The organism is Nitratireductor alexandrii (genome assembly GCF_004000215.1).
In the GTDB taxonomy this organism is placed as follows: Bacteria; Pseudomonadota; Alphaproteobacteria; order Rhizobiales; family Rhizobiaceae; genus Mangrovimarina; species Mangrovimarina alexandrii.
The window spans coordinates 44,566-67,041 of the sequence record NZ_RBVY01000010.1 but is presented as its reverse complement, the minus strand read 5'-3'; the positions used below and the strand labels follow the sequence as shown (position 1 = coordinate 67,041).

Here is a 22,476-nt window from a genome sequence, read left to right as displayed (position 1 = left end):
ATTTCGCCCGCTTTGTGGTCATGCTGCGGCACGATTCCATCTTCCCATCCGGCAGGTAGTCCATGCGGCCGACCATGCGACATTCGATCCTCACCGCTCTCGTGGCCGTGGCCGCCAGCACAGCCGGACCGGCCGGCGCCCACCCGCATGTTTTCGCCGAGGCACGGCTCGACGTCGTGATCGGCGCCGACAAGTCCGTCACCGCGCTGCGGCATCTGTGGCGCTTCGACGACCTGTTCTCCAGCACCGTACTGGTGGAATTCGACAAGAACGGCGATCTGAAACTGGGCCCCGACGAACTCGAGGAGGTCTCGAGCGTGGTCTACGATTCGATCGGCGAGTTCGACTATTTCCAGATCGTGTCGGCCAACGGCAAGCCGGTCGCCATGAAGGCGCCGGACCGGCTGATGGTCAATTTCGAGGACAATCAGCTCATCATCCTGTTCGAATCCCAGCCCAAGGACAGGCTGGAACTCGACGGCACGGTGGATTTCGGTGTCTACGACCCGACCTTCTATACCGCGATCGATTTCATCGAGGATGCCTATATGGCGGTCGAAGGCCTGCCTTCGGGCTGCGAGCGCCAGGTGGTGCGGCCCGATCCGGACGAGGCGATCGCCCAAAACCAGTCCTCGCTGACCGAGGCCTTCTTCAACGACCCGACCGGCAACGACATGAGCAAGCTGTTCGCGACCCGGCTCGAAATCTCCTGCCCCGCACAGGGTTGAGGCCGGCCATGACCAAAGCACGCACGATCCCCGCACTGGCCGTCCTGGCCGCCGGAACCCTTCTGCTGGCGGTCGAACCCGGCCATGCCCAGAGCTCGCTCGGCATCGGCACCAACGAGGCAATGCTGCCGCAAACCGGGCTTTTCGGCGGCCTGGTCAACTGGGTCAACACCCAGCAGCAGGCCTTCTACCGCGCGCTCACCGGCGCGTTGAAGGCGATGCGCGAGGATAGCGGCAAGCTTTGGCTGCTCGTCGGGCTCTCCTTCGCCTACGGCATCTTTCACGCCGCCGGACCGGGCCATGGCAAGGCGGTGATCTCGTCCTACATGCTGGCCAACGAGGTGGCGCTCAAACGCGGCGTGATGCTCTCCTTCGTCTCGGCCTTCCTCCAGGCACTGAGCGCCATCCTGCTGATCGGCGCGGTCTTTTTGGTCCTGCGCGGCACCGCGATCTCGATGACCGGCGCGACCTGGTTCCTGGAAGTGGCCAGCTACGCTCTAATCACGCTGTTCGGTGCCTGGCTCCTGTGGCAGAAAGCCGGTCCGCGGCTGCGCACGCGGCTTTTCGGCGGTCCGGTGCAGAATCTTTCGGCGGCGATCGCGACCGACCACGACCATCATCATCATCATCATCACGGCGCTCACGCACACGATCACGCCCATAACCACGGCGACGGGCACCATCACCATCATGACCACGCCCCCGGCGCGGCCTGCGCCAGTTGCGGCCATGCCCATGCGCCGAACCCTCAACTTATCTCCGGCGACCGTTTCACCTGGCGCACCGCCTGGTCGGCGGTGGCGGCCGTCGGCCTGCGGCCCTGTTCGGGCGCGCTGATCGTCCTGACCTTTTCCTTCCTCAACGGCCTGTGGCTCGGCGGCATCGTCTCCGTGCTCGCCATGGCGCTCGGCACCGCGATCACCGTCTCGGTGCTCGCCACGCTGGCCGTCGTCGCCAAGAACTGGGCCGTGGCGCTTGCCGGCGACGGCCGTCTGGGCAATCGCATCCACGCCGCGATCGAGATCGGCGGCGCCGCCTTCGTCTTCCTGATCGGCCTCACGTTGCTCACAGCGAGCCTGCAAGCGTAGCAACGGCGGTCAGAGCGTGCCGCCGCGCTCGTCCTCGATATGCGCCCTGACGATCTCGTCGAAGCCGGTCTCGGCCCTGAACCCGAGCGCGCGGGCTCGTTCGGCCGTAAACCGCGTCGGCCAATTGCGCACGATCGCCCAAACCGTCTCGTCGCGCCGCTCGCGGATCAGCCCAACCGCCTTTGTCCCGGCGATACGCTCGAGCGCGTCGATCTGTTCGCCGACCGTGCAGGCGACGCCCGGCATGGTGAGGTTGCGCCGCGGCCCGACCGCCTCGCCGTCGAGCCCGGCCGCGTGTAGCAGGAAACCCACCGCCGCGCGCGGGCTGGCATGGGTGTGCAGCACCGAGCGCGGCACCGGCAGCACCGTCTCGCGGCCGGCGAGCGGTTCGCGAATGATCGCCGAAAAGAACGAGGACGCCGCCTTGTTAGGCTTGCCCGGCCTGACGCAGATGGTCGGCAGGCGAAGCCCGATCCCGTCGAGAAAGCCGCGGCGCGAATAGTCGGCCAGCAGCGCCTCGCCGATCAGTTTCTGGGTACCGTAGGAGGTCAGCGGCGTGGGGTGGAAATCGTCGGGGATCGTGTCGGGAAACGGCGCCCCGAACACCGCGATCGAGGACGAAAACACCAGCCGCGGCGCGTGGCCGGCATGGCGGATCGCCTCGAACAGGGCGCGCGTGCCGTCGAGATTGACCCGATAACCCTTGTCGAAATCGGCTTCGGCCTCCGCCGACACGACGCCGGCGAGGTGAAACACCACATCCGGTTTCGCCGCGACCAGCCTGTCGGCCTCTCCGGGCGCGGCAAGGTCGCCGATATGGGTCGAGACCGTGGCCCCGTTCATCGCCGGCGCGTCGGCGCCGACGATGTCGTGCAGGTCGAGCGCGGCGAGCCGCCTGCCGTTGAGCGCCCCGTCGCGCGCGAGCCGGGCGACGAGCTTGCGTCCGATCATCCCGGCCGCGCCCGTTACCAGGACCCGCATGCTCATTTGCGTCGCTGCGCGCGGCCACGCAGCCAGAACACCAGAAAGAACGCCACCACGAAGGCCACCGCGATGGCCCCGGCGGCAAGCGGCGAGCTCTCGCCGACCGCGAGCATGATCGTGGGCATGTAGAAGGCGACCAGGCCAAAGCCGACCAGGATGATCGCGGCCGCGATCGCCGCGTTGCGGGTCCGGGCGTCCATCACAGCGTCCACCCGCCATCGACCGGGATCGCCGTGCCGGTGGTGAAGGCCGATTCGTCGGCGGCCAGATAAAGCGCGAGCGCGGCGATTTCGGCGGCTTCGCCGACCCGGCCCATCGGCTGGCGCGACACGAACATTTCCATCGCCTTGTCGGTCCCCCCGACGGATTGGCCGAGTTCCTCCACCCGCGCCTCCCAGGACGGTGAACGCACCGTGCCGGGGCAGATCGCGTTGCAACGCACACCCTGGCGGATGAAATCGACCGCGACCGACTTGGTCAGGCCGATCACCGCCGCCTTGGTCGCGCCATAGGCGTAGCGGTTGGGAGCGCCCTTCAGCGACGAGGCGCCGGAGGACAGATTGATGATCGAGGCCGAGCTCCCGGTCTCCCCGGCGCGCCGGAGCATGCCGGGCAGGAAAGCCGCGATCATGCGGTGCATGGATTTGACGTTGAGGTCGAAGGAGAAGTCCCAGTCCTTCTCAGAGCAGTCGAGCACGGTGCCGTGATGCACGAAACCGGCGACATTGACCAGAATGTCGATATCGCCGACCTTTTCGGCGTATTTTTCCACCGCCCGCGTCGAGCGGACGTCGAGCCTGGCCCGTTTGACCCGCCGCAGATCGTCCAGCTTGTCACGCGCCAGATCGGACGCGTAGACCGTCGCGCCCTCGGCGACGAACGCTTCGGCGATCGCGCGCCCGATCCCCTGCCCCGCCGCGGTGACGACCGCGATCTTGCCTTTCAGCCTGCCGGCCATGTTCACCTCTCTTCAATGCGAATGGTTCGTGTGATCGTTGCGTTGGTCGGCGCAATCGCCATATTCGGGCTCGACGGTGGTGTGGCCGATGCCGTGCACGTCCGAAAGCCGCGCCTTGATGCGCGCGATCGCCTCGCCGGCCGCCATCCCGCCGTCCAGACTGGCATGCAGGGTCGCCATGGTGCGGCGGCCGTCCATCGACCACACATGCATGTGGTGGATGTCGCGCACGCCGGCGACATGGGTTTCCAGATCGCGCGCGATGGCGTCGCGGTCGAGGCGCGTTGGCGCGCCTTCCAGAAGCACATGGCCCGAATCGCGGATTAGCGCCCAGGCGCTGCGGAAAAGCAGCACCGCCACCAACACCGACAGGATCGGGTCGATCGGATACCAGCCCGTGGCCAGAATGATGAGCGCGGCGGCGATCGCGGCGACGGAGCCGAGAAGGTCGCCCAGCACGTGCAGAATGGCGCCGCGCATGTTGAGGTCGTCGCGCGACCCACCGTGCAGGACGAAAAACGCCGCGACATTGACGAGGAGGCCGGCAAGGCCGACGACAAGCATCGGACCGCCCAGCACCGGCGACGGCGTCGAAAACCGCTCCCACGCCTCGTAGACGATCCACAACGCGATCACGAACACCGTCAGGCCGTTGGTGTAGGCAACCAGCGTCTTGATGCGGTCGTAGCCGTAGGTCAGGCGCTCGTTGGCGCGGCGTTCGGCGAGATGGAAGGCATACCAGCCGAGCGACAGCGCGACCGTATCGGTCAGCATGTGGCCCGCATCGGCCAGCAGCGCCAGCGACCCGGTCAAAAGTCCGCCGGCCGCCTCCACGATCATGAAACCGCCGGTCAGGAGCGCGGCGATCAGCATGCGCGTCTTGTTGCCGGAGCCATGGTCGTGCCCGTGATCGTGACTGTGATCGTGGCTGTGATCGTGGCTGTGGTCGTGGCTGTGGTCGTGCCCCATGACCGAAGACCTACTCCTTGATCGCCTCACGGCATGCCTCGAGCCGGCGCCGCTGTCGTCCTTCACCGTCGAAATTGGCCGGGTCGAGCCAGGCCTCGAAGGCCCGTTTCAGCGCCGGCCATTCCGAGTCGATCATCGCATACCATGCCGTGTCGCGGTTTTCGCCCTTCACGACCATATGCTGGCGGAAAACCCCTTCGAACGAAAACCCGAACCGTTCCGCCGCGCGCTTGGACGGCGCGTTGCGGTCGTTGCATTTCCATTCGAAGCGCCGATAACCGAGCGCGTCGAACGCATGGGCGGCGAACAGATAGAGGGCCTCGGTGGCGGCCGGCGTGCGCGCGATCACCGGCCCCCAATAGATATTGCCGATCTCGATCACCCCGTTCGCCGCGTCGATGCGCATCAACGTCTGGCGTCCGCACACCGTCCCGCTGCGGCGGTCGATGACGGCGAAGAACAGCGGGTCCGCGCTCGCCGCCGCCTTGTCGAGCCAGGGCTGGAAGTCGGCCCGGCTTGCCGGCGGAAACTCGGGCAGCCACCGGAACCGCTCCGGCGCATCGGCAACGGTCGAGGCCGCATAAAGCCCGTCGCCGTGGCGTGCCGGGTCGAGCGGTTCGAGCCGCACGAAACGCCCTTCCATGGCCGTATGGTGCGGCCGCGGCCGCCCGGTCCAGTTTGCAAGCTCCTCACCCACCTCAATGCTCCTGCCGTTTGACTTTTGCCGCCGGAGGCTCACAAAAGTCGCGCAGAACGGAAAGGACCACAAGGATACGCCGCATGCTCCACACGATTCCGGCCTTCGACCGCATCGGCGAGGAAAACGCCTTCGCCGTGCTCGCGCGGGCCACCAAGCTTGCCGAACAGGGGCGCGACATCATCAATCTGGGCATCGGCCAGCCCGATTTCAGCACGCCCGCCCACATCGTCGAGGCCGCCGTCAAGGCGCTGCGCGACGGCCATCACGGCTACACCCCCGCCAACGGCCTGATCGCCACCCGCGAGGCCGTCGTGCGCCGCACGCTGGCCACCACCGGCGTCGAGGTTTCGCCTGAGTCTGTGATGATCATGCCGGGCGGCAAGCCGACCATGTTCGCGGCGATCCTGATGTTCGGCGAACCGGGTGCGGACATCCTCTATCCCGATCCCGGTTTTCCGATCTACCGCTCGATGATCGAGTTCACCGGCGCCACGCCCGTTCCCGTGCCGATGCGCGAGGAAAACGGCTTCGCCTTCTCCGCCGAGGAAACGCTGGCGCTGATCACGCCGCGAACCAGGCTTTTGGTGCTCAACTCGCCCGCCAATCCGACCGGCGGCGTCACGCCGCGCGCCGAGATCGAAAAACTGGTCGCCGGCCTTGCCGCGTTTCCCGATGTCGCCCTGCTGTCGGACGAGATCTACGACGTGATGACCTATGACGGCGAGCGGCACTCTTCGCTGCTCGGCTTTGCCGAAATCCGCGACCGGCTGATCGTGCTCAACGGCTGGTCCAAGACCTGGGCCATGACCGGCTGGCGCATGGGCTGGTCGATCTGGCCGGAGCGGCTCTACGACAAGGTGCGCAAGCTCGCCGTCAATTGCTGGTCCTGCGTCAACGCCCCGAGCCAATATGCCGGCATCGCGGCGATTGACGGGCCGCAGGACGAGGTCGAGACCATGCTGCGCGCCTTCGATCGCCGCCGCAAAGTGATCGTGGAAGGGCTGAACGGCCTGCCCGGCATCTCCTGCGTGACGCCGAAGGGCGCTTTCTATGCCTATCCGAACGTGCGCGACACCGGCTTGCCGGCCAAGAAAATGGCGGCCGCCCTTCTCGACGAGGCCGGCGTGGCGACGATCGGCGGGCCGGATTTCGGCGTGCTCGGCGAAGGCTATCTGCGCCTGTCCTACGCCAACTCGGAAGAAAACATCCTGCGCGCGATCGAGCGTATGGAGGCGTTCTTGACCCGCTGATCCACGGCAGCCGGGATCAACACCGCCCTCACCGCCGGGCGCGTGGGGCAATCGGGAGGAAGCATGCTCTACGCCATACTCGCCTATCACGAAGAACAGGCCGTTTCCGCGCTGTCGCCCGACGAGGACGCCGCGCTGATGGCGGGCCTGATGAGGGTTCACGACAAGATCGCCCGGCAAAACCGGCTCGGGCCGGCGGCCCGGCTCGATGGAACCGGCACCGCCGTCACCCTGCGCGGGCCCGGCGAACCGATAGTAATCGACGGCCCCTTCGCCGAGACCAAGGAGCAGTTGCTCGGCTTCTACGTGCTGGAATGCGACACGCTGGACGCCGCGGTCGCGGCCGCCCGCGACCTGCAGCGCGTCAACAGATCGGCCGTCTACGAGATCCGCCCGATCACGCTCTACCTGCCCGGCGCGGCCGTGCAAGACGGCTGAAGGCGGCCCGCCGCGAGGCTCACAGATCGTAGAGATACCAAATCGCCAGACAGGTGGTGGCGGCGATCGACAAATTCATCGGCACGCCGATCTTGAGGAAATCGGCGAAACGGTAATTGCCCGCACCGTAGACCAGCGTGTTGGTCTGATAGCCGATCGGGGTGGCGAAACTGGCGCTGGCGCCGATCATCACCGCGATCAGGAAGGGGCGCGCGTCGATGCCGAGCTGGGCGGCGAGCCCGATCGCGATCGGCGCCATCAGCACCGCCACGGCGTTGTTGCTGACCAGTTCGGTGAAGATCGAGGTCAGAATATAGATCGCGGCGAGCGTGACCAGCGGCGGAGAGGCCTCAAGCAGCGGCGTCAGCGCCGAGACGATCAGCATGACCCCGCCGGATTTCTCCAGTCCGGCCCCGACGATCAGCATGGAAAAGATCAGCACCAGGATCGATCCGTCGATCGACCCCCACGCCTCGTCGCTGTCGATGCAGCGCAGCACCAGGATTGCCGCGACGGCGAGCATCGCCAGGATCGCTATGTCCATGACCTGGACGGCGGCAAGCAGCACCACGGCGGCGAGCGCCAGCACGGCGACCGGCGCCTTGCCGCGCCGATAAGGACGTCCGCTCGGCCGCGTTACCGAAACCAGCGCCGCATCCTCGGTGAGGGCGTCGAAATTGGCCGGCGGGCCTTCCAGAAGCAGCTTGTCGGCCGGCCGCAGCATCACGCTTTCCAGATCGGAACCGGGAATGTGGCGATGCCGGTGCGCGCCGAGCACGCGCACGCCATAGCGCCGGCCGAGCGACAGGTCGGCGATGCGGCCGCCGGCCGTGCCGCGATGCGGCGCCACAACCGCCTCCACCGCGACCCGTTCGCCGGTGCGCTCCTGCCCGCGGCGCATGCCCACCCGCAGGTCGGCTTGTTCGTTCAGCGTCAGGATCTCGGCCGCCGTCGCCGCAACGATTAGCGAATCGCCGCGTTTCATGATCCGGTCCTGGATATTCTCGCGCATGATGTCGGTGCCGCTGCGCAGACCGAGGATGCGCAGGCCGGAGCGCTTGAAATCGGCCAGTTGCCCGATCTTGTGTTGGGTGTAGCGGCCTTCGGCCCGCACCGTGATCTCGGACAGGAATTCGGTCTGTCCGGCCGGCGAGGTTTCGCCGCCTGTGCGCCGGTCGGGCAGCAGAAAACGGCCGAGAGTGAGCATGACGACCGTACCGGTCAGGGCCGCCACCAAGCCGACCGGGGTCATCTCGAAGATCGAAAACGGCGCCAGCCCGGCCTCGCGCGCCACGCCGTCGACGAGAATGTTGGTCGAGGTGCCGATCAGCGTGCAGGTGCCGCCGAGGATCGCGGCGTAGGAGACGGGGATCAAAAGACGGGTCGCGGCGACATCGAGCGAGCGGGCGAGCCGGAACACGATCGGGATCAGAATCAACACCACCGGGGTGTTGTTCATGAAGGCCGAGGCCGCGACCGCGCCGAACAGGAGCACGCCGATGGCGGTCGCCGGGCGGCGCGCCGCCTGGCCGATCACCCTGTCGGCGACCATTTCCAGGACCCCGGTACGCACCAGCGCTCCCGACAGCACGAACATGGCCGCGATCGTCAGCGGCGCTGCATTGGAAAAAACCTTCGTGGCCTCTTCGGCGGGCGTCAGCCCGAGGACGAGAAATGCCGCCGCGCCGGCAACCGCCGTGACCTCCGGCGGATACCGCTCGATGATGAAAAACACCAGCAGGACGGCCAACACCGCGAGCGCGACATAGCCTTGATAGCCGTCGATAATCGCTGCCATGGTTAGGGTCTGTCCTTACTCTGGCCCCGGTCCGGGGCGCGGCCTCGCGGCACAGCCGCCTACCTGCGCCGCCACGCTCGCGCACCCTTGCCTATCGAAGCGTGCAATACCGGTCGTGTCCAAGCAATTCCGTTGAAGTTGGCGCGGCCTGCGGAACGGTTTTTCTCAACCGCGGCCGACAAAGGGCATCTTCGTCGCCATCACGGTCATGAACAGCACATTGGCGTTAAGCGGCAGGTTGGCCATGTGCAGCAACGAACGGGCAACATTGTCGACATCCATCACCGCCTCGGGCGCGATCCGGCCATCGGCCTGCGGCACGCCGTCGGCCATCGGCGCGGCCATGTCGGTCAGCGCGTTGCCGATATCGATCTGCCCGCAGGCGATGTTGAAGGGCCGCCCGTCGAGCGCCAGCGTCCGCGTCAGGCCGGTGATGGCGTGCTTGGTCGCCGTATAAGGCGCCGAGCCCGGTCGGGGCGCATGCGCGGAGATCGAACCGTTATTGATGATGCGCCCGCCCATCGGCGCCTGGTGACGCATCTGCCTGAAAGCCGCCCGCGCGCACAAAAAGGCACCGGTCAGATTGACCTCGACGACCGCCTTCCACAGATCGACCGGCGTTTCGTCGATCGTCTGGCTTTTTGAGAACATGCCGGCATTGTTGAACAGGAGATCGACCCGCCCGAACCGGACCGCGACCTGCTCGAACAGATCGTCCACCGCCGCGGGATCGGTGACATCGACGGGAAATGCCAGCGCCTCACCCGGCGTCTGCCCGGCCGCGGCGATCGCTTCCTCGAGCAGCGCCCCGCGCCGCCCGACATAGACCGTGTGCCAGCCGTCGCGCGACAGCGCCGCGGCGGCTGCCCTGCCGATTCCCGTTCCCGCTCCGGTGACGATCGCGACCCTGCTTGCATCCATATGCATTCCTCCGACCCGATGCACTTGGCAGAGGATGGCGGAATGCGCAAGCTGTCTGGGAATAAGGAAGGGCGGCCATTCGCGACCGCCCGATCTGGACCATGCTTGGGAGGAGGAAAGCTGATCCGACTGGACCAAGCATGCGCTCAACTGGTTAACGAAACCTTAACGGGCATCCGCCGCGCGACGCCATCATCAAGCTCCGCACGGCGAAAAAGCCGGCGCGGGCGAACCTACCGGGGCGGACCTACCAGGGCGACCTGCCGGACGGCGCATCGCCCGGTGCGGGCTGCGAAGGAGCCGGCTCCTTGGCCGAAGAGACCGTCGCCTCGATGTGGTCGATCAGCGCGTCGGGCAGTTTCAGGCGCCCGGCCAGCATGTCGAGATAGCCGCGCTCGGCGCGGGTCTGCGGCTCGATCGCCAGCCGCGAGGCGGTGTAGAGTTCCACGCGCTGTGCCTCGGTACGGGCCTCCACAACCAGCGCGTCGAGGTCGACCGGCTTTTTCAGTTCCGACACCAGGAACGCCTCCGCCTCCTCACCGATGCCGGACAGTCTGAGCCGGTCGGCGATCTTGCCGCGCTCCTCATCGTCGACATGGCCATCGGCGCGGGCGGCGGCGATCATCGCGCGCGCCAGGGTGAGCGCGAACTCGGTTTCGCCCTGCGGGGCGGTTTCCGGTCGGAACTCGCTGTCGGACGGGGGTGCCAGAAGCTCGGGTTCGACCGCGGCCGGGTCGGAACCCGGCGCGTCGCCGGCGCGATAGTTCTGATAGGCCTTGTAGGCGAGACCGGCAACGGCGGCGAGGCCGCCGACCTTCAGCGCCGTGCCGGTGACCGCTCGTCCGGTGCCGGTGCCCAGCAGTACGGCGACCAGCGCGCCGGTTGCCAGCGGGTTGTCCTTGGCCAATTGCGTCGCCTGACCCGCCTTGTCGCGGAGCGTTGAGTCCGTGCCCGGAACTTTCGAGCCGAGCAGATCATCGAGCAGCTTCTTGGGATCGAACATAAAACCTCCGCGATTGGGCGTTCGGGCAGCCTCTAGCTAGGCGTGCGGCCACGACATTGCAATGATGTGCGGCGAAAGGATCAGGCGTTCCCATTTTCCCGTTGCCCGAGATGAGGTCCGAAGCCGCGACTATCGGCGAGTTCGACCTGGCGTTGACGCTCGGCATAACGGGCCCGATCGGCGGCCGAACGCTTGTCGGCGCAATGCGGACACGAGACGCCCTCGACGAAGCCCGGCGAGCCCCTGTCCTGCCCGCTCAGCGGATGGCGGCAGGCCCGACACAGTGACGCTTCGCCTTGTGCGAGCCCGTGTCCGACCGAAACACGCTCGTCGAAGACGAAACATTCACCGCGCCAGCGACTTGCCTCGGCCGGAATCTCTTCCAGATATTTCAGAATCCCGCCCTTGAGGTGGAAGACCTCCTCGATCCCGATCGATTTCATGTAGGCGGTCGCCTTTTCGCAGCGGATGCCGCCGGTGCAGAATATCGCCACCTTACGGCCGCGAAACGCGTCGCGGTGCGCCTCGGCCCAGGCCGGAAAGTCGCGAAAGCGCCGGGTTGCCGGATCGAGCGCATTCGCGAAAGTACCGAGCGACACCTCGTAGTCGTTGCGGGTGTCGATCACCACCGTATCGGGATCGTCGATTAGCCGGTTCCATTCCGCCGGCTCGACATAGGTTCCGGCTTCCTCCACCGGATCGACCGCCTCGACACCCATGGTGACGATCTCGCGTTTCAGCCGGACTTTCATCCGCAGGAACGGCATTTTGCCGGCGCGGCTGAACTTGACCTCAAGATCGCCAAGCCCTGCGTCACGTTCCAGATAGGCAAGCAGCGCGTCGACCCCGGCATCCGGGCCGGCGACGGTGCCGTTAATGCCTTCCGGCGCCACGATCAGCGTGCCCCTGATACCGTGGCGAGCACAAAAGGCGGCCAATGGCGCGCGCAGCGCCTCGGGCCGCACCAGGCGGCGAAAGCGGTAGAGCGCAGCGATCTTGACGGGGTCCGGAACCGTGGGCGAATTCATGATGGATGTCGCCTATCCGCTTGGCGCCGAAAGCGCAAGCAGCGGGAAAAAGCCGTGCCGTTTCAGCCCCGTCGACACAAGCACACCATTGGGGCCGTTGGCACCGGCCCGGCTTTCGATCCACCTCTGCATCCCTGCCCGCATCATTGTCCGCATTGGTTGCGGAGGCCCCCGAAGATGTTCAGCAAGGAAATCATCCAGTCGATCACCGCCGCGGCGGCGCGTCACGCCCTCGCGCCGGCGACCTTGCTCGCTGTCGCCGATGTCGAAAGCGCCGGCAAACCCTTCGCGACCGTCGCCGGTCGGCGCGAGCCGGTGATCCGCTTCGAGGGCCATTATTTCGACCGTCGCCTGAGGGGTGCGCAACGCGCCCGGGCCCGCGCCGCGGGCCTGGCCTCGCCCGAGCCCGGCAGCGTCGCCAATCCACGCACCCAGGCCGCCCGCTGGGCGCTGCTGGAACGGGCCTGCGCCATCGACCGCAAGGCAGCGCTGGAATCTGTCTCCTGGGGCATCGGCCAAGTCATGGGCGCACACTGGGCCTGGCTCGGTTACGCAAGCGTGGAGTCAATGGTCGACGAGGCCCGCTCCGGCGTCGAAGGCCAGATCGCGATCATGCTGCGCTACATCGACAAGGCCGGCCTGACAGCCGCGCTCAGACGCCGCGACTGGGCCGCCTTCGCCAAGGGTTACAACGGCCCCGGCTATCGCAAATATGGCTATGACCGGAAGATCGCCCGCGCCGTCGCCAGATACGAAGCGGTGGGCACCGCCGCGGCAGCGCCGGCTTCCGCTATCGACGCCGGTGCCGCCACGGTGCCGGTCACCCGCGGCGCGACCGGCGCGCGCGTGCGCAGCCTGCAGGCACGCCTGACGGCTGCGGGTCACGCCGTCGACCAGGACGGCGTATTCGGGCCGGCGACCGAGCGGGCGCTGCGCGCCTTCCAGCGCCGCAACGGCCTGCGGGCCGACGGCATCGCCGGGCCGAAGACATGGCGGGCCCTCGCCGACGATGGGCAGGAGGCGAACAAAAGTCTGATCTGGCAGCGGCTGCTCGCGGCCCTGCGGCGCGCGCTGTCGCACTGGTGATTTCGGGCACGCGCGGCTTCTGATTACAGGGACGATCGGCTATACCCGCCTCCAGAACGGTTCACGAAAGGCGCCGCCGCGACCATGCCCCAAAAAACCGACAAGCTCCTGCCCATCCTCGCCGGTCAGCCGGTGATCCCCGTCCTGAAGATCGACCGCGCCGCCGACGCCGCGCCGCTGGCGCGAGCCCTGGCCAAGGGCGGCCTGCCGGCGATCGAGATCACCTTGCGCACCCGCGAGGCGATCGACGCGATCCGCATCGCCGCCGCCGAGGTGCCCGAGGCGGTGGTCGGCGCCGGCACGATCCTCAACGCGCGCCAGTTCGACCAGGCCGTGCGCGCCGGCGCCCGTTTCATCGTCAGTCCCGGCACGACCCAGGAACTGCTCGATGCCGCACGCTCCACCGACGTGCCGCTCTTGCCGGGCGCAACGACGCCGAGCGAGATCATGGCCGCGGCCGAGGAAGGCTATTCGATCCTAAAATTCTTTCCCGCCGAGCAATCGGGTGGCACCGCCTTTCTCAAAGCCCTGTCGGCGCCGCTCGCCGGCACCCGCTTTTGCCCGACAGGCGGCGTGACGCCCGCCAACGCGCCGGCCTATTTGTCCTTGCCGAACGTGATCTGCGTGGGGGGCTCGTGGATCGTGCCCGATACGCTCCTGCAAGCGGGAGACTGGGACGGGATCGAGGCGTTGGCGCGCGATGCGGCCGCGCTGTCAAAAGTCTGAGAAAACCGGATCGGCAAGGCGCAGCGGGGCGCACGCGTTGCCGTCTGGCGCCGTCATCTTTCGCAGGAAGCGTTTGACCCTCCGGTCTTTCGCAGCCTGGAGGGCGTGCGCCCTGCCGGAACAGGACATGCCGACAGTCGAACGAGTTCGGGCAAAGACGCCCCGGCCAAGGCGGCGGATCGCATGTGCGCCGGCGGCGCGCTACTCGCTTTCGAAGCGCGCCACCGACAGGAAGGTCACCGCATTGCCGGAGAACCGTGCCGGATCGGGTTCAGCCGGCGCGGTTTCGAAACCGCCCGTGTAGACCTGCGTCGGCGCGATGCGGATCGCGTTGTGCGCCAATGACGGCGTCTTGGCGCTGGCGATCGAACGCGTCGCCCGACCGGCGGTCTCCAGCGCCCAGCGCGCCTTGATCTCCTCGACCGGCAACGTCACCGACCGGCGGTCGCCCTTGGCGTCCGAGGGGCCGGGCTTGGCGCCCTTGTCGGTGGTCTTCACCCGCGTGTCGATCACCGCCTCGGCGTCGCGATAGCCGGTGCTGGCCAGAAGCAGGGCGCGCTGCGTGTCCTTCGGCGCGGCGAGCCGTCCGCCCTTCGTCGGGGCGGTGCCGGTGGCGCCGGTGATTTCCTCGCGCAGCCGGTCGTTCGGGCGCGGGCGCGGCAGGGCGGCGACGATTTCCTTGACCGGGCCGTCGCCGGGCCGGAATTCGGGAACCGGAGCGAAGGCGGCCAGCACGATCTCGCGCTGTTCGGCATCCCTCCTTTCGTCGTCGGCCACCAGACGGCGCGACTTTTCGATAATGCCGGCGATCGCCGATTTGCGGATTTCGGCGGCTGCGTCCGCGGCGCCGGCCGGCTCGTTTCCGGCCGCGGCAAGCGCGATCGCCTCGCGGGCGCCCGGTCGGGTCGCCGGCAGCGGCACGCCGTAGGCGAGCACGGTCTCCTGGCCCGTTTCGGTTTCGTTGGCGCTGTCTTCGGCCGCGAGCGCGAGCCCTGTTCCAACATCCGCCTTCGGCCTGGGCGCGAAAGCCGGCAGCGGCACGCTGCGCTCGGGCAAGGCGGCCAGGATCGTCTCAGGCGTGTCGACCCGGGGCGGTTCCTCGGCCTTCGGCGCCGGCGCGGAAGCCACCGCGACGCCCGGCAGTTCGCCCGCGGGCCTGGGCTTGGGCGCCGCCCTGGGGACGGTCTGTCCGCGCCGCATCGGCTCCTGCGAGATCGCGTTGTTGTCTTCTTCCTCGTCGGCCCCGCCACCGAACAGATTGGCCAGAAGGCCGCCGCCGGAAGACTTGGTCGCGGACCCCGTATCCCTGTCATCGCTGCGTGCGACCTGAACGGTGCCGCCGCCGCTCTTGCGCGACTTGTAGGCGGCGAGCGCCTGATTGTATCCGGGCAGCGGCTTGCCGTCGGTCGGCACGTGCAGGGTCTTGCCGTTGGGGAACACGGACGCCAGTTCGCGCCGGCTCATGCGCGGCCAGTGCCGGACGCTGCCGGTGTCGAAATGGACGAACGGAGACCCGGAGCGCGGATAATAGCCGACCCCGCCGCCGCCCGTATGCAAGCCGGCATTGCGCAGCTTTTTCAGCGGCACGCCGGGAATATAGAAATCCAGCGCCTTGCCGAGCATATGCTGGCTTTTCTTGGCGACGCCGCGGCCGCGCTTGCGCAGCATGGAGTTGGTGGACGGTGAACGATAGCCCGACACGACGTGGATATAGTCGCGCCCACCGACCTTCTGGTAGGCTTCCCAGACGATGTCGAGCAGGCGGGGATCCATCTTCGTCGGCTCGTTGCGCCGCCAGTCGCGCAGGAAGCGGTTGATCTTGTTCAGCCCCGAGGACAGGTAGCGCCCATTGCGCTTATAGGTGATCTCGGCGCGTTCCTTGGTATGGATGAAATAGAGCTTCAACGTGCGCGTTTCCGCGCGCGCCTCGGCCGTCGTCAGCATGACGCATGCCGCCAGCAGCAAAACCGCCATGTGGACGGGACGGAAAAGCGCGCTCGTTCGCCATCCGCCGATGGAAGAAGTCTGGTCGTTCAAATCAAGAGGCCTTGTGGCTTTGAAGTGTCCCCGGAAGACCGACAGACGCATTCCGGTGCGTCCGCACTATCATCCCTAATGGTTAATCGACGCTTATTGAAGATCAAATGCGGTGAGACGATGGCAGAAATCCGGCAAAGCCCCCTTGACCGAGGTCAAGGTAAACCAAAGATTTATCGCGCCTTGCCGATCGGGCGGCCTCAACCGGCCGCATGTTCGCCGCGTCCTGCGTCGGGATCGATGCCATATTCCTTGAGCTTGCGATAGAGTGTCGACCGCCCGATCCCCAGCCGTCTGGCGACCTCGCTCATCTGTCCGGAATAATGCTCGATGGCAAACGCGATCGCCTCGCGCTCGATCACGGCGAGCGAGCGCACATTGCCGCGCTCGTCGAAAAGCGCGAGCGTGCCGGCTCCCGCCCGGTCTTTGGCGTCGATCCCGATCACCAGGTCGGCGCGCGCCGGATCGACCTCCAGGCTGGGCGGGCTTTCCAGATAGAGCCCGCGTTCCTCGACCGGATCGATCGTGCCGACCTGCGCGCGGATCTGCGGAAATTCCTCCGAGGTCAGCGTTGCCCCTTCGCTCAGCACCACCGCGCGAAAGATCGCGTTTTCGAGCTGGCGGATATTTCCGGGCCAGTCATAGGCTTTCAGAACCGCCATCGCCTCGCCCGAGATGCCAGTGACGCGGCCACCGGTCTCCGCGCCGCTGAAACGGTTGATGAACAGGCTCACCAGATCGTCCAGATCCTCGCGCCGGTCGCGCAGCGGCGGCACGTAGATCGGGAAGACGTTGAGCCGATAGAAGAGATCCTCGCGAAAGAAACCGTCCTTGACGCGCTGCAGCAGATCGCGATGGGTGGCCGAGATCAGGCGGATATCGACCTTGACCGCCGCCCGCCCACCGACCGGGTCGACTTCGCCTTCCTGGACCGCGCGCAGCAACTTGACCTGGACGTCGAGCGGCAGGTCGCCGATCTCGTCGAGAAACAGCGTGCCGCCGCTGGCCTCGACGAACTTGCCGGCATGTTTGTCCTGGGCACCGGTGAAGGAGCCCTTCTCATGACCGAACAGGATGCTTTCGACCAGATTTTCGGGGATCGCGCCGCAATTCACCGTCACGAAGGGTTTCGAACGGCGCGGACTGGCGCCACGGATCGCGCGCGCGATCACCTCTTTGCCGACGCCCGACTCGCCTTCGATCAGGATCGGGATGCTGGAGGCGGCCGCCTTTTCCGCCAGCCGCACGACCCGGTCCATCGACGGGCTGCGGGTGACGAGATCCTTGATCGCCAGCGTCTCGATATGGGCCGGCCGCGAGACGCGCTCGTTCCCCCCCAGCGCCTTGACCTTGAGCGCGTTGGCGATCGCGACGCGAAGCCGGTCCGGCGACACCGGCTTGACGACGAAGTCGAACGCGCCGGCACGCATCGCCGAGACCACCGTCTCGATGCCGGCCTGGGCGGTCTGGACGATCACCGGCAGATCGATGCCGACCGCCCGCATGGCCGCAAGCACGGCGAGCCCGTCCATGTCGGGCATGGCCAGGTCGAGGATGACCCCTCCGGTTCCCTGCCCCTTGGGTCCGGTCAGGTGCGCCATCGCCGCCTTGCCGCCGTCGACAGTGACGCAGGCGTGGCCGGCTCGGCTCACCGCGGCTTCCAGAAGCCGCCTTTGCACGGGATCGTCATCGACGATCAGGATGGTGTCTGTCATGGTGGCGCTGGACAAAGCCGTCCTCGCTGGAAATTGGTCACTGGATCATACTGGCACACCCATCTAAATAGGGGCTCAACAAAGCCGGTGAACAAATCCTTTCCCCGACCGCAGACGCCGAACCAGCCCGTAAGGATCAAGGCATGAGCGCTCCGACCGCGACGCAGACCACCGCGACCTCCGCGCGACCCGAGGCCACGACGCGACTGGGCGACCTGCCCGAATGGAACCTCGCCGACCTCTACCCGGCGATGGACTCCAAGGAACTGGCGCACGATCTCGAACGCGCCAAGGCCGACGCGCAGGCTTTCGAGGCCGACTGGCGCGGCAAGCTCGCCGCCGAGGCCGACAAGAAGCAGGAATCGCGGCTGGGCGCGGCGATGGAAGCCTACGAGGCGCTCGAGGAGCTGATCGGGCGCATCGTCTCCTACGCCAGCCTGATCTATGCCGGCGACACCAGCGATCCGAAACGGGCCAAGCTTTACGGCGACATCCAGGAGCGCATGACCGACGCCAGCGCCCATCTGCTGTTCTTTCCGCTCGAGCTCAACACGATCGACGAGGACGCCATCAACGCCGCGCTCGATGCCGCGCCCGCCTTCGGGCATTACCGGCCCTGGATCGTCGACCTGAGAAAGGACAAGCCCTTTCAGCTCGAAGACCGGATCGAGCAGCTTTTCCACGAAAAATCGGTCACCGGACGCGGCGCCTGGAACCGGCTGTTCGACGAGACCATGACCGCGCTGCGGTTTACGGTCGAGGGCGAAGAACTGCCGCTCGAGCCGACGCTGAACCTGCTGCAGGATCCCGACGGGGCCAAGCGCAAGGCCGCCGCCGATGCGCTGGCCAAGACGTTTCAGGCCAATCTGCGGGTCTTCACGCTGATCACCAACACGCTGGCCAAGGACAAGGAGATTTCCGACCGCTGGCGCGGTTTTGAGGACATCGCCGATTCGCGCCACCTGGCCAATCGCGTCGAACGCGAGGTGGTGGACGCACTCGCGGCCGCGGTCGAGGCCGCCTATCCGCGATTGTCGCACCGCTATTACACGCTCAAGGCGCGCTGGCTGGGCGTGGACGCGCTCAACCACTGGGACCGCAACGCGCCCCTGCCCGAAGCGCCGCAGGCCGTGATCGGCTGGGATGAGGCGAAGGACACCGTGCTTTCGGCCTATCGCGGTTTCGCGCCGGAAATGGCCGATATCGCCGCCCGGTTCTTCGACAAACGCTGGATCGACGCGCCGGTACGCCCGGGCAAGGCGCCGGGCGCCTTCGCGCATCCGACCGTTCCCTCCGTTCATCCCTACGTGCTTTTGAACTATATGGGCAAGCCGCGCGACGTCATGACGCTCGCCCACGAACTCGGGCACGGCGTCCACCAGGTCCTGGCCGGCCGGCAGGGCGCGCTGATGGCTTCGACCCCGCTGACGCTCGCCGAGACGGCGTCGGTGTTCGGCGAGATGCTCACGTTCCGCTCGCTGCTGGACAAGACCACCGACCGGCGCGAACGCAAGGCCATGCTCGCCCAGAAGGTCGAGGACATGATCAACACGGTCGTGCGCCAGATCGCCTTCTATGCCTTCGAGCGCAGGGTCCATGCCGAACGCCGCAAGGGCGAGCTAACCTCGGACCGGCTCGGCGAGTTCTGGCTCGAGGTGCAGCGCGAAAGCCTCGGTCCCGCGATCCGGCTGCGCGAGGGCTACGAGGTGTTCTGGAGCTATATCCCGCATTTCATCCATGCGCCGTTCTACGTCTACGCCTACGCCTTCGGCGACTGTCTGGTGAACTCGCTGTTCGCCGTCTACCAGAACGCCGAAAGCGGCTTTCAGGAGAAATATTTCGACATGCTGAAGGCCGGCGGCACCAAGCATCATTCCGAACTGCTCGCCCCTTTCGGGCTCGACGCGGCCGACCCGGCCTTCTGGGACAAGGGCCTGTCGGTGATCGAAGGGCTGATCGACGAGCTCGAGGCCATGGAAGGCTGACCGGGTGAGCCGCCGCGCGCAGCCCGCCCACACTCCCTACGACGGCACGGCGACACCGTTCACCATCGGCCTGAAGCCGCTCGATCTCGTCCGCTGGCTCGAGATCGACGGCGACTACGAGGCCTATCTCGCCGAAAAGCGCCGGCTGTTCGACACGGCGCCCGACACGGTCTTTGCCGAAGAGCCCGAAACCCGCGCCGCCCAGCACGAGGTGCTCGCTCTGGTGCGCGACGGGCTTGCCGCCGGCTTTCCGGCGCTGTTTCCCGGAACGCGGCAATGGGAGGCGGCGCTCGCGGCCATGGAGCGCGAGAGCGATACCGACGCCCCGCCCCTTAAGACCGCCTCGCTCCTGGTCCAGGAAGATCTCGTCCTGATGCGCAAGGGCGAGGCCGGATGGCGGCTCGCCGCGGCGTCGCTGTGCTTTCCCTCATCGTGGACGCTGACGGAAAAATTCGGCCGGCCGATCGAGGACATTCACGCCACCGTTCCCGGTTTCGGGCGCGGGACGCGCACGGCCGGGCTGATCAACCGCATTTTCGACAATCTCAAGGTCGAGCAGCCGGTCGAGCGGCTGAACTGGTCGCTTCAGGACGACGACGACCTCCACAAGCCGCTGTCGAAGACCACGCGCGACGCACGGCGCGAGCGCGAAGCAGCGCACTCAGCCGGCGACGACCCGCTGCTGCGCAGTTTCATCCGCGTCGAACGCCAGACGCTGCGGAAACTGCCCGTCTCCGGCGACATCCTGTTCACGATCCGCATCTTTCTCGATCCGATGCGCATCCTGGCCGCGCATCCCGACCGCGCCGCCCTGGCGGGCTCGCTTGCCGCCCAGCTCGCCGCGCTCGATGCCGCGCAACTGGCCTACAAGGGGCTTGCTGCCGACCGCGAGCGGCTGGTCGCGGCGCTCCAGAAGCTGGCGGCGGCCTGACGCACGTGCCGACCGCCTTCACACGCATGCCAGCTCAACCCGCCTGATGCCCCCGGCGGACCGGAGGGCTGCCTTTCAAAGTACCGAAGCGGCCTTCGGGGATCAGTCCGGCACGTGCCGGACCGCTCCCTTGGAGGCGCTGGTCGTCAGCGCGGCATAGGCCTTGAGCGCGGTGGTCACCTTGCGCTTGCGCGGTGCGGCCGGCTTCCAGGCCTCCGCGCCCCTGGCCTCCATCGCCGCACGGCGACGCCCCAGTTCCTCGTCCGGGACGGCGACATTGACCGTGCGATTGGGAATGTCGATCTCGATCGTGTCGCCGGCCTCCACCAGCGCGATCGCACCGCCCTCGGCGGCTTCCGGCGAGGCATGGCCGATCGAAAGGCCGGACGTGGCACCGGAAAAGCGCCCGTCGGTGATGAGCGCGCAGACCTTGCCGAGCCCCTTCGACTTCAGATAGCTGGTCGGATAGAGCATTTCCTGCATGCCGGGTCCGCCGCGCGGCCCCTCGTAGCGGATCACCACCACGTCGCCAGGCTTGACCTCGTTGGAGAGGATCCCCTTCACCGCCGCGTCCTGGCTTTCGAAGATCACCGCCGGCCCGGAGAAAGTCAGGATCGACTCGTCGACGCCGGCGGTCTTCACGACGCAGCCTTCGAGCGCGATATTGCCCTTCAAGACCGCCAGACCGCCATCCTTGGAGAACGAATGTTCGGCCGAGCGGATGGCGCCGCTTTCGCGATCGAGATCGAGTTCGTCCCAGCGGCGATCCTGGCTGAAGGCGGTTTGGGTCGGCACCCCGCCCGGCGCGGCGCGGTAGAAATCGCGCACGGTTTCGGCCTCGGTGCGCACCACGTCCCAGCGGTCCAGCGCGTCGGCAAGCGAAACCGAATGCACCGTCGGCAGGTCGGTCTTGAGCAGTCCCGCCCGATCGAGCTCGCCCAGGATCGCCATGATGCCGCCGGCCCGGTGCACGTCCTCCATATGGACGTCGCTCTTGCTCGGCGCGACCTTGCACAGCACCGGCACCCGGCGCGACAGGGCGTCGATGTCGTCAAGGTCGAAATCGATCTCGCCTTCCAGCGCGGCAGCCAGGATATGCAGCACCGTGTTGGTGGACCCGCCCATGGCGACATCGAGCGTCATGGCGTTTTCGAAGGCCTCCTTGCAGGCGATGGTGCGCGGCAGCGCCGTCTCGTCGTCCTGCTCGTAATAGCGGCGCGCGAGATCGACGATCAGATGGCCGGCCTCCACGAACAGGCGCTTGCGGTCGGCATGGGTGGCAAGCGTGGAGCCGTTGCCGGGCAAGGACAGGCCGAGCGCCTCGGTCAGGCAGTTCATCGAATTGGCGGTGAACATGCCCGAGCACGAGCCGCAGGTCGGGCACGCCGAGCGCTCGATGGCCTGCACGTCCTGGTCCGAAACGCTGTCGTCGGCGGCCGCGACCATCGCGTCGGCGAGGTCGAGCGCCATGGTCTTGTCGTTGAGGACGACCTTGCCGGCCTCCATCGGGCCGCCCGAAACGAACACGCACGGGATGTTCAGCCGCATGGCCGCCATCAGCATGCCGGGCGTGATCTTGTCGCAATTGGAAATGCACACCATGGCATCCGCGCAATGCGCGTTGACCATGTATTCAACGGAATCGGCGATGATCTCGCGCGACGGCAGCGAATAGAGCATGCCGTCATGGCCCATCGCGATGCCGTCGTCGACGGCGATCGTGTTGAACTCCTTGGCCACACCGCCGGCGCTCTCGATCTCGCGCGCGACGAGTTGGCCGAGGTCCTTCAGGTGCACGTGACCGGGCACGAACTGGGTGAAGGAGTTGACGACCGCGATGATCGGCTTGCCGAAATCGCCGTCCTTCATGCCCGTGGCGCGCCACAGACCGCGGGCGCCGGCCATGTTGCGGCCGTGAGTGGTTGTGCGGGAACGATAGGCTGGCATGAGACTGTCCTGCGGTTGTGGGCCTGCGGGCCGCGCGGTCCCTGGGGGCGGGACCGACGGAGCCGCATTGTTCGTCCCTATCACATAGCGTCCTTTTCGCGGCTTCGAAACCCGCGCTCGCCCTTCGGCGCGTTTTCGCTTTATTGTGACAGGGCTTTGTGATTTAGCCGCGAACCGGAACAAC

20 protein-coding genes are annotated in these 22,476 nt (G+C 67.0%); 8 read left to right on the top strand and 12 right to left on the bottom strand.

Annotated elements, in window-relative coordinates; all coding sequences use genetic code 11:
• The first annotated feature begins 74 nt into the window (after nt 1–74).
• Together EP380_RS19965 and EP380_RS19960 are read left to right on the top strand one after the other, a co-directional pair.
• On the top strand, nt 75–728 hold the full coding sequence (locus EP380_RS19965; RefSeq protein ID WP_238719945.1) for a DUF1007 family protein: 654 nt from the start codon (nt 75–77) through the stop codon (nt 726–728).
• An 8-nt stretch (nt 729–736) separates the two neighbouring features.
• A complete protein-coding gene (locus tag EP380_RS19960; protein ID WP_127600305.1) occupies nt 737–1,816 on the top strand; it encodes a nickel/cobalt transporter in 1,080 nt (359 codons plus the stop codon).
• 9 nt (nt 1,817–1,825) lie between these two features.
• On the opposite strand, the gene denD is transcribed toward EP380_RS19960, so the two are convergent.
• The 5 genes from denD to EP380_RS19935 are packed head-to-tail and all read right to left on the bottom strand — an operon-like array spanning nt 1,826 to nt 5,370.
• On the bottom strand, nt 1,826–2,797 hold the full coding sequence (gene denD, locus EP380_RS19955; RefSeq protein ID WP_127600433.1) for a D-erythronate dehydrogenase: 972 nt from the start codon (nt 2,795–2,797) through the stop codon (nt 1,826–1,828).
• 2 nt (nt 2,798–2,799) lie between these two features.
• Complete coding sequence (locus EP380_RS19950) at nt 2,800–3,000, bottom strand: hypothetical protein (RefSeq protein ID WP_106570887.1); 201 nt, start codon at nt 2,998–3,000, stop codon at nt 2,800–2,802.
• Complete coding sequence (locus tag EP380_RS19945) at nt 3,000–3,758, bottom strand: SDR family oxidoreductase (protein ID WP_127600303.1); 759 nt, start codon at nt 3,756–3,758, stop codon at nt 3,000–3,002. The genes EP380_RS19950 and EP380_RS19945 overlap by 1 nt, the downstream gene beginning before the upstream one ends.
• A gap of 12 nt (nt 3,759–3,770) precedes the next feature.
• On the bottom strand, nt 3,771–4,727 hold the full coding sequence (locus tag EP380_RS19940; protein WP_127600301.1) for a cation diffusion facilitator family transporter: 957 nt from the start codon (nt 4,725–4,727) through the stop codon (nt 3,771–3,773).
• 10 nt (nt 4,728–4,737) lie between these two features.
• Complete coding sequence (locus EP380_RS19935; protein WP_420845885.1) at nt 4,738–5,370, bottom strand: GNAT family N-acetyltransferase; 633 nt, start codon at nt 5,368–5,370, stop codon at nt 4,738–4,740.
• Nucleotides 5,371–5,507: 137 nt separating this feature from the next.
• Here EP380_RS19935 and EP380_RS19930 point away from each other — a divergent pair, with 137 nt between their 5' ends.
• Nucleotides 5,508–6,677 (top strand): pyridoxal phosphate-dependent aminotransferase, encoded by a 1,170-nt coding sequence (locus EP380_RS19930; protein WP_106570891.1) that lies wholly within the window; start codon nt 5,508–5,510, stop codon nt 6,675–6,677.
• Between the two features lie 63 nt (nt 6,678–6,740).
• Nucleotides 6,741–7,115 carry a YciI family protein gene (locus tag EP380_RS19925; protein WP_127600297.1) on the top strand — a complete coding sequence of 125 codons (375 nt, stop codon included), beginning with the start codon at nt 6,741–6,743 and terminating at the stop codon, nt 7,113–7,115.
• A 19-nt stretch (nt 7,116–7,134) separates the two neighbouring features.
• Here EP380_RS19925 and EP380_RS19920 read toward each other — a convergent pair whose 3' ends face one another.
• The 4 genes from EP380_RS19920 to trhO all read right to left on the bottom strand — a co-directional run bounded on the left by EP380_RS19920 (nt 7,135) and on the right by trhO (nt 11,865).
• Complete coding sequence (locus EP380_RS19920) at nt 7,135–8,913, bottom strand: SLC13 family permease (RefSeq protein ID WP_127600295.1); 1,779 nt, start codon at nt 8,911–8,913, stop codon at nt 7,135–7,137.
• Between the two features lie 165 nt (nt 8,914–9,078).
• Nucleotides 9,079–9,834 (bottom strand): SDR family oxidoreductase, encoded by a 756-nt coding sequence (locus EP380_RS19915; RefSeq protein WP_127600293.1) that lies wholly within the window; start codon nt 9,832–9,834, stop codon nt 9,079–9,081.
• A 247-nt stretch (nt 9,835–10,081) separates the two neighbouring features.
• Nucleotides 10,082–10,837: a tellurite resistance TerB family protein gene (locus tag EP380_RS19910; protein ID WP_127600291.1), complete on the bottom strand. Its 756-nt coding sequence runs from the start codon at nt 10,835–10,837 to the stop codon at nt 10,082–10,084.
• Nucleotides 10,838–10,917: 80 nt separating this feature from the next.
• A complete protein-coding gene (gene trhO / locus EP380_RS19905) occupies nt 10,918–11,865 on the bottom strand; it encodes an oxygen-dependent tRNA uridine(34) hydroxylase TrhO (protein WP_127600289.1) in 948 nt (315 codons plus the stop codon).
• A gap of 177 nt (nt 11,866–12,042) precedes the next feature.
• On the opposite strand from trhO, the gene EP380_RS19900 reads away from it, so the two are divergent.
• Both EP380_RS19900 and EP380_RS19895 read left to right on the top strand, forming a co-directional pair.
• Entirely contained in the window at nt 12,043–12,951 is a 909-nt protein-coding gene (locus tag EP380_RS19900; RefSeq protein WP_127600287.1) for an N-acetylmuramidase domain-containing protein, read from the top strand.
• Nucleotides 12,952–13,035: 84 nt separating this feature from the next.
• A complete protein-coding gene (locus tag EP380_RS19895; protein ID WP_127600285.1) occupies nt 13,036–13,677 on the top strand; it encodes a 2-dehydro-3-deoxy-phosphogluconate aldolase in 642 nt (213 codons plus the stop codon).
• A gap of 201 nt (nt 13,678–13,878) precedes the next feature.
• On the opposite strand, the gene mepK is transcribed toward EP380_RS19895, so the two are convergent.
• Together mepK and EP380_RS19885 are read right to left on the bottom strand one after the other, a co-directional pair.
• Nucleotides 13,879–15,651, bottom strand: a complete 1,773-nt coding sequence (gene mepK / locus EP380_RS19890; RefSeq protein WP_476739146.1) for a peptidoglycan L,D-endopeptidase MepK — start codon at nt 15,649–15,651, stop codon at nt 13,879–13,881.
• Between the two features lie 263 nt (nt 15,652–15,914).
• A complete protein-coding gene (locus EP380_RS19885; RefSeq protein ID WP_127600283.1) occupies nt 15,915–17,429 on the bottom strand; it encodes a sigma-54-dependent transcriptional regulator in 1,515 nt (504 codons plus the stop codon).
• A 143-nt stretch (nt 17,430–17,572) separates the two neighbouring features.
• Between EP380_RS19885 and EP380_RS19880 the strand changes: the two genes are divergently transcribed.
• Both EP380_RS19880 and EP380_RS19875 read left to right on the top strand, forming a co-directional pair.
• Complete coding sequence (locus EP380_RS19880; RefSeq protein WP_127600281.1) at nt 17,573–19,414, top strand: M3 family oligoendopeptidase; 1,842 nt, start codon at nt 17,573–17,575, stop codon at nt 19,412–19,414.
• A gap of 4 nt (nt 19,415–19,418) precedes the next feature.
• Nucleotides 19,419–20,345: a heme-dependent oxidative N-demethylase family protein gene (locus tag EP380_RS19875; protein WP_127600279.1), complete on the top strand. Its 927-nt coding sequence runs from the start codon at nt 19,419–19,421 to the stop codon at nt 20,343–20,345.
• Between the two features lie 102 nt (nt 20,346–20,447).
• On the opposite strand, the gene ilvD is transcribed toward EP380_RS19875, so the two are convergent.
• Complete coding sequence (gene ilvD / locus EP380_RS19870) at nt 20,448–22,292, bottom strand: dihydroxy-acid dehydratase (RefSeq protein WP_106570902.1); 1,845 nt, start codon at nt 22,290–22,292, stop codon at nt 20,448–20,450.
• Nucleotides 22,293–22,476 lie beyond the last annotated feature (184 nt).

What these genes read in the sequence shown, in the direction of transcription:
- EP380_RS19920 (WP_127600295.1), bottom strand. Translation starts at nt 8,913, where the DNA reads ATGGCAGCGATTATCGACGGCTATCAAGGCTATGTCGCGCTCGCGGTG.
- EP380_RS19885 (WP_127600283.1), bottom strand. Translation starts at nt 17,429, where the DNA reads ATGACAGACACCATCCTGATCGTCGATGACGATCCCGTGCAAAGGCGG.
- EP380_RS19895 (WP_127600285.1), top strand. Translation starts at nt 13,036, where the DNA reads ATGCCCCAAAAAACCGACAAGCTCCTGCCCATCCTCGCCGGTCAGCCG.
- EP380_RS19925 (WP_127600297.1), top strand. Translation starts at nt 6,741, where the DNA reads ATGCTCTACGCCATACTCGCCTATCACGAAGAACAGGCCGTTTCCGCG.
- EP380_RS19950 (WP_106570887.1), bottom strand. Translation starts at nt 3,000, where the DNA reads ATGGACGCCCGGACCCGCAACGCGGCGATCGCGGCCGCGATCATCCTG.
- denD (WP_127600433.1), bottom strand. Translation starts at nt 2,797, where the DNA reads ATGCGGGTCCTGGTAACGGGCGCGGCCGGGATGATCGGACGCAAGCTC.
- EP380_RS19930 (WP_106570891.1), top strand. Translation starts at nt 5,508, where the DNA reads ATGCTCCACACGATTCCGGCCTTCGACCGCATCGGCGAGGAAAACGCC.
- EP380_RS19900 (WP_127600287.1), top strand. Translation starts at nt 12,043, where the DNA reads ATGTTCAGCAAGGAAATCATCCAGTCGATCACCGCCGCGGCGGCGCGT.
- EP380_RS19965 (WP_238719945.1), top strand. Translation starts at nt 75, where the DNA reads ATGCGACATTCGATCCTCACCGCTCTCGTGGCCGTGGCCGCCAGCACA.
- EP380_RS19910 (WP_127600291.1), bottom strand. Translation starts at nt 10,837, where the DNA reads ATGTTCGATCCCAAGAAGCTGCTCGATGATCTGCTCGGCTCGAAAGTT.
- EP380_RS19915 (WP_127600293.1), bottom strand. Translation starts at nt 9,834, where the DNA reads ATGGATGCAAGCAGGGTCGCGATCGTCACCGGAGCGGGAACGGGAATC.
- ilvD (WP_106570902.1), bottom strand. Translation starts at nt 22,292, where the DNA reads ATGCCAGCCTATCGTTCCCGCACAACCACTCACGGCCGCAACATGGCC.
- EP380_RS19945 (WP_127600303.1), bottom strand. Translation starts at nt 3,758, where the DNA reads ATGGCCGGCAGGCTGAAAGGCAAGATCGCGGTCGTCACCGCGGCGGGG.
- EP380_RS19880 (WP_127600281.1), top strand. Translation starts at nt 17,573, where the DNA reads ATGAGCGCTCCGACCGCGACGCAGACCACCGCGACCTCCGCGCGACCC.
- EP380_RS19960 (WP_127600305.1), top strand. Translation starts at nt 737, where the DNA reads ATGACCAAAGCACGCACGATCCCCGCACTGGCCGTCCTGGCCGCCGGA.
- EP380_RS19940 (WP_127600301.1), bottom strand. Translation starts at nt 4,727, where the DNA reads ATGGGGCACGACCACAGCCACGACCACAGCCACGATCACAGCCACGAT.
- trhO (WP_127600289.1), bottom strand. Translation starts at nt 11,865, where the DNA reads ATGAATTCGCCCACGGTTCCGGACCCCGTCAAGATCGCTGCGCTCTAC.
- mepK (WP_476739146.1), bottom strand. Translation starts at nt 15,651, where the DNA reads ATGGCGGTTTTGCTGCTGGCGGCATGCGTCATGCTGACGACGGCCGAG.
- EP380_RS19935 (WP_420845885.1), bottom strand. Translation starts at nt 5,370, where the DNA reads ATGGAAGGGCGTTTCGTGCGGCTCGAACCGCTCGACCCGGCACGCCAC.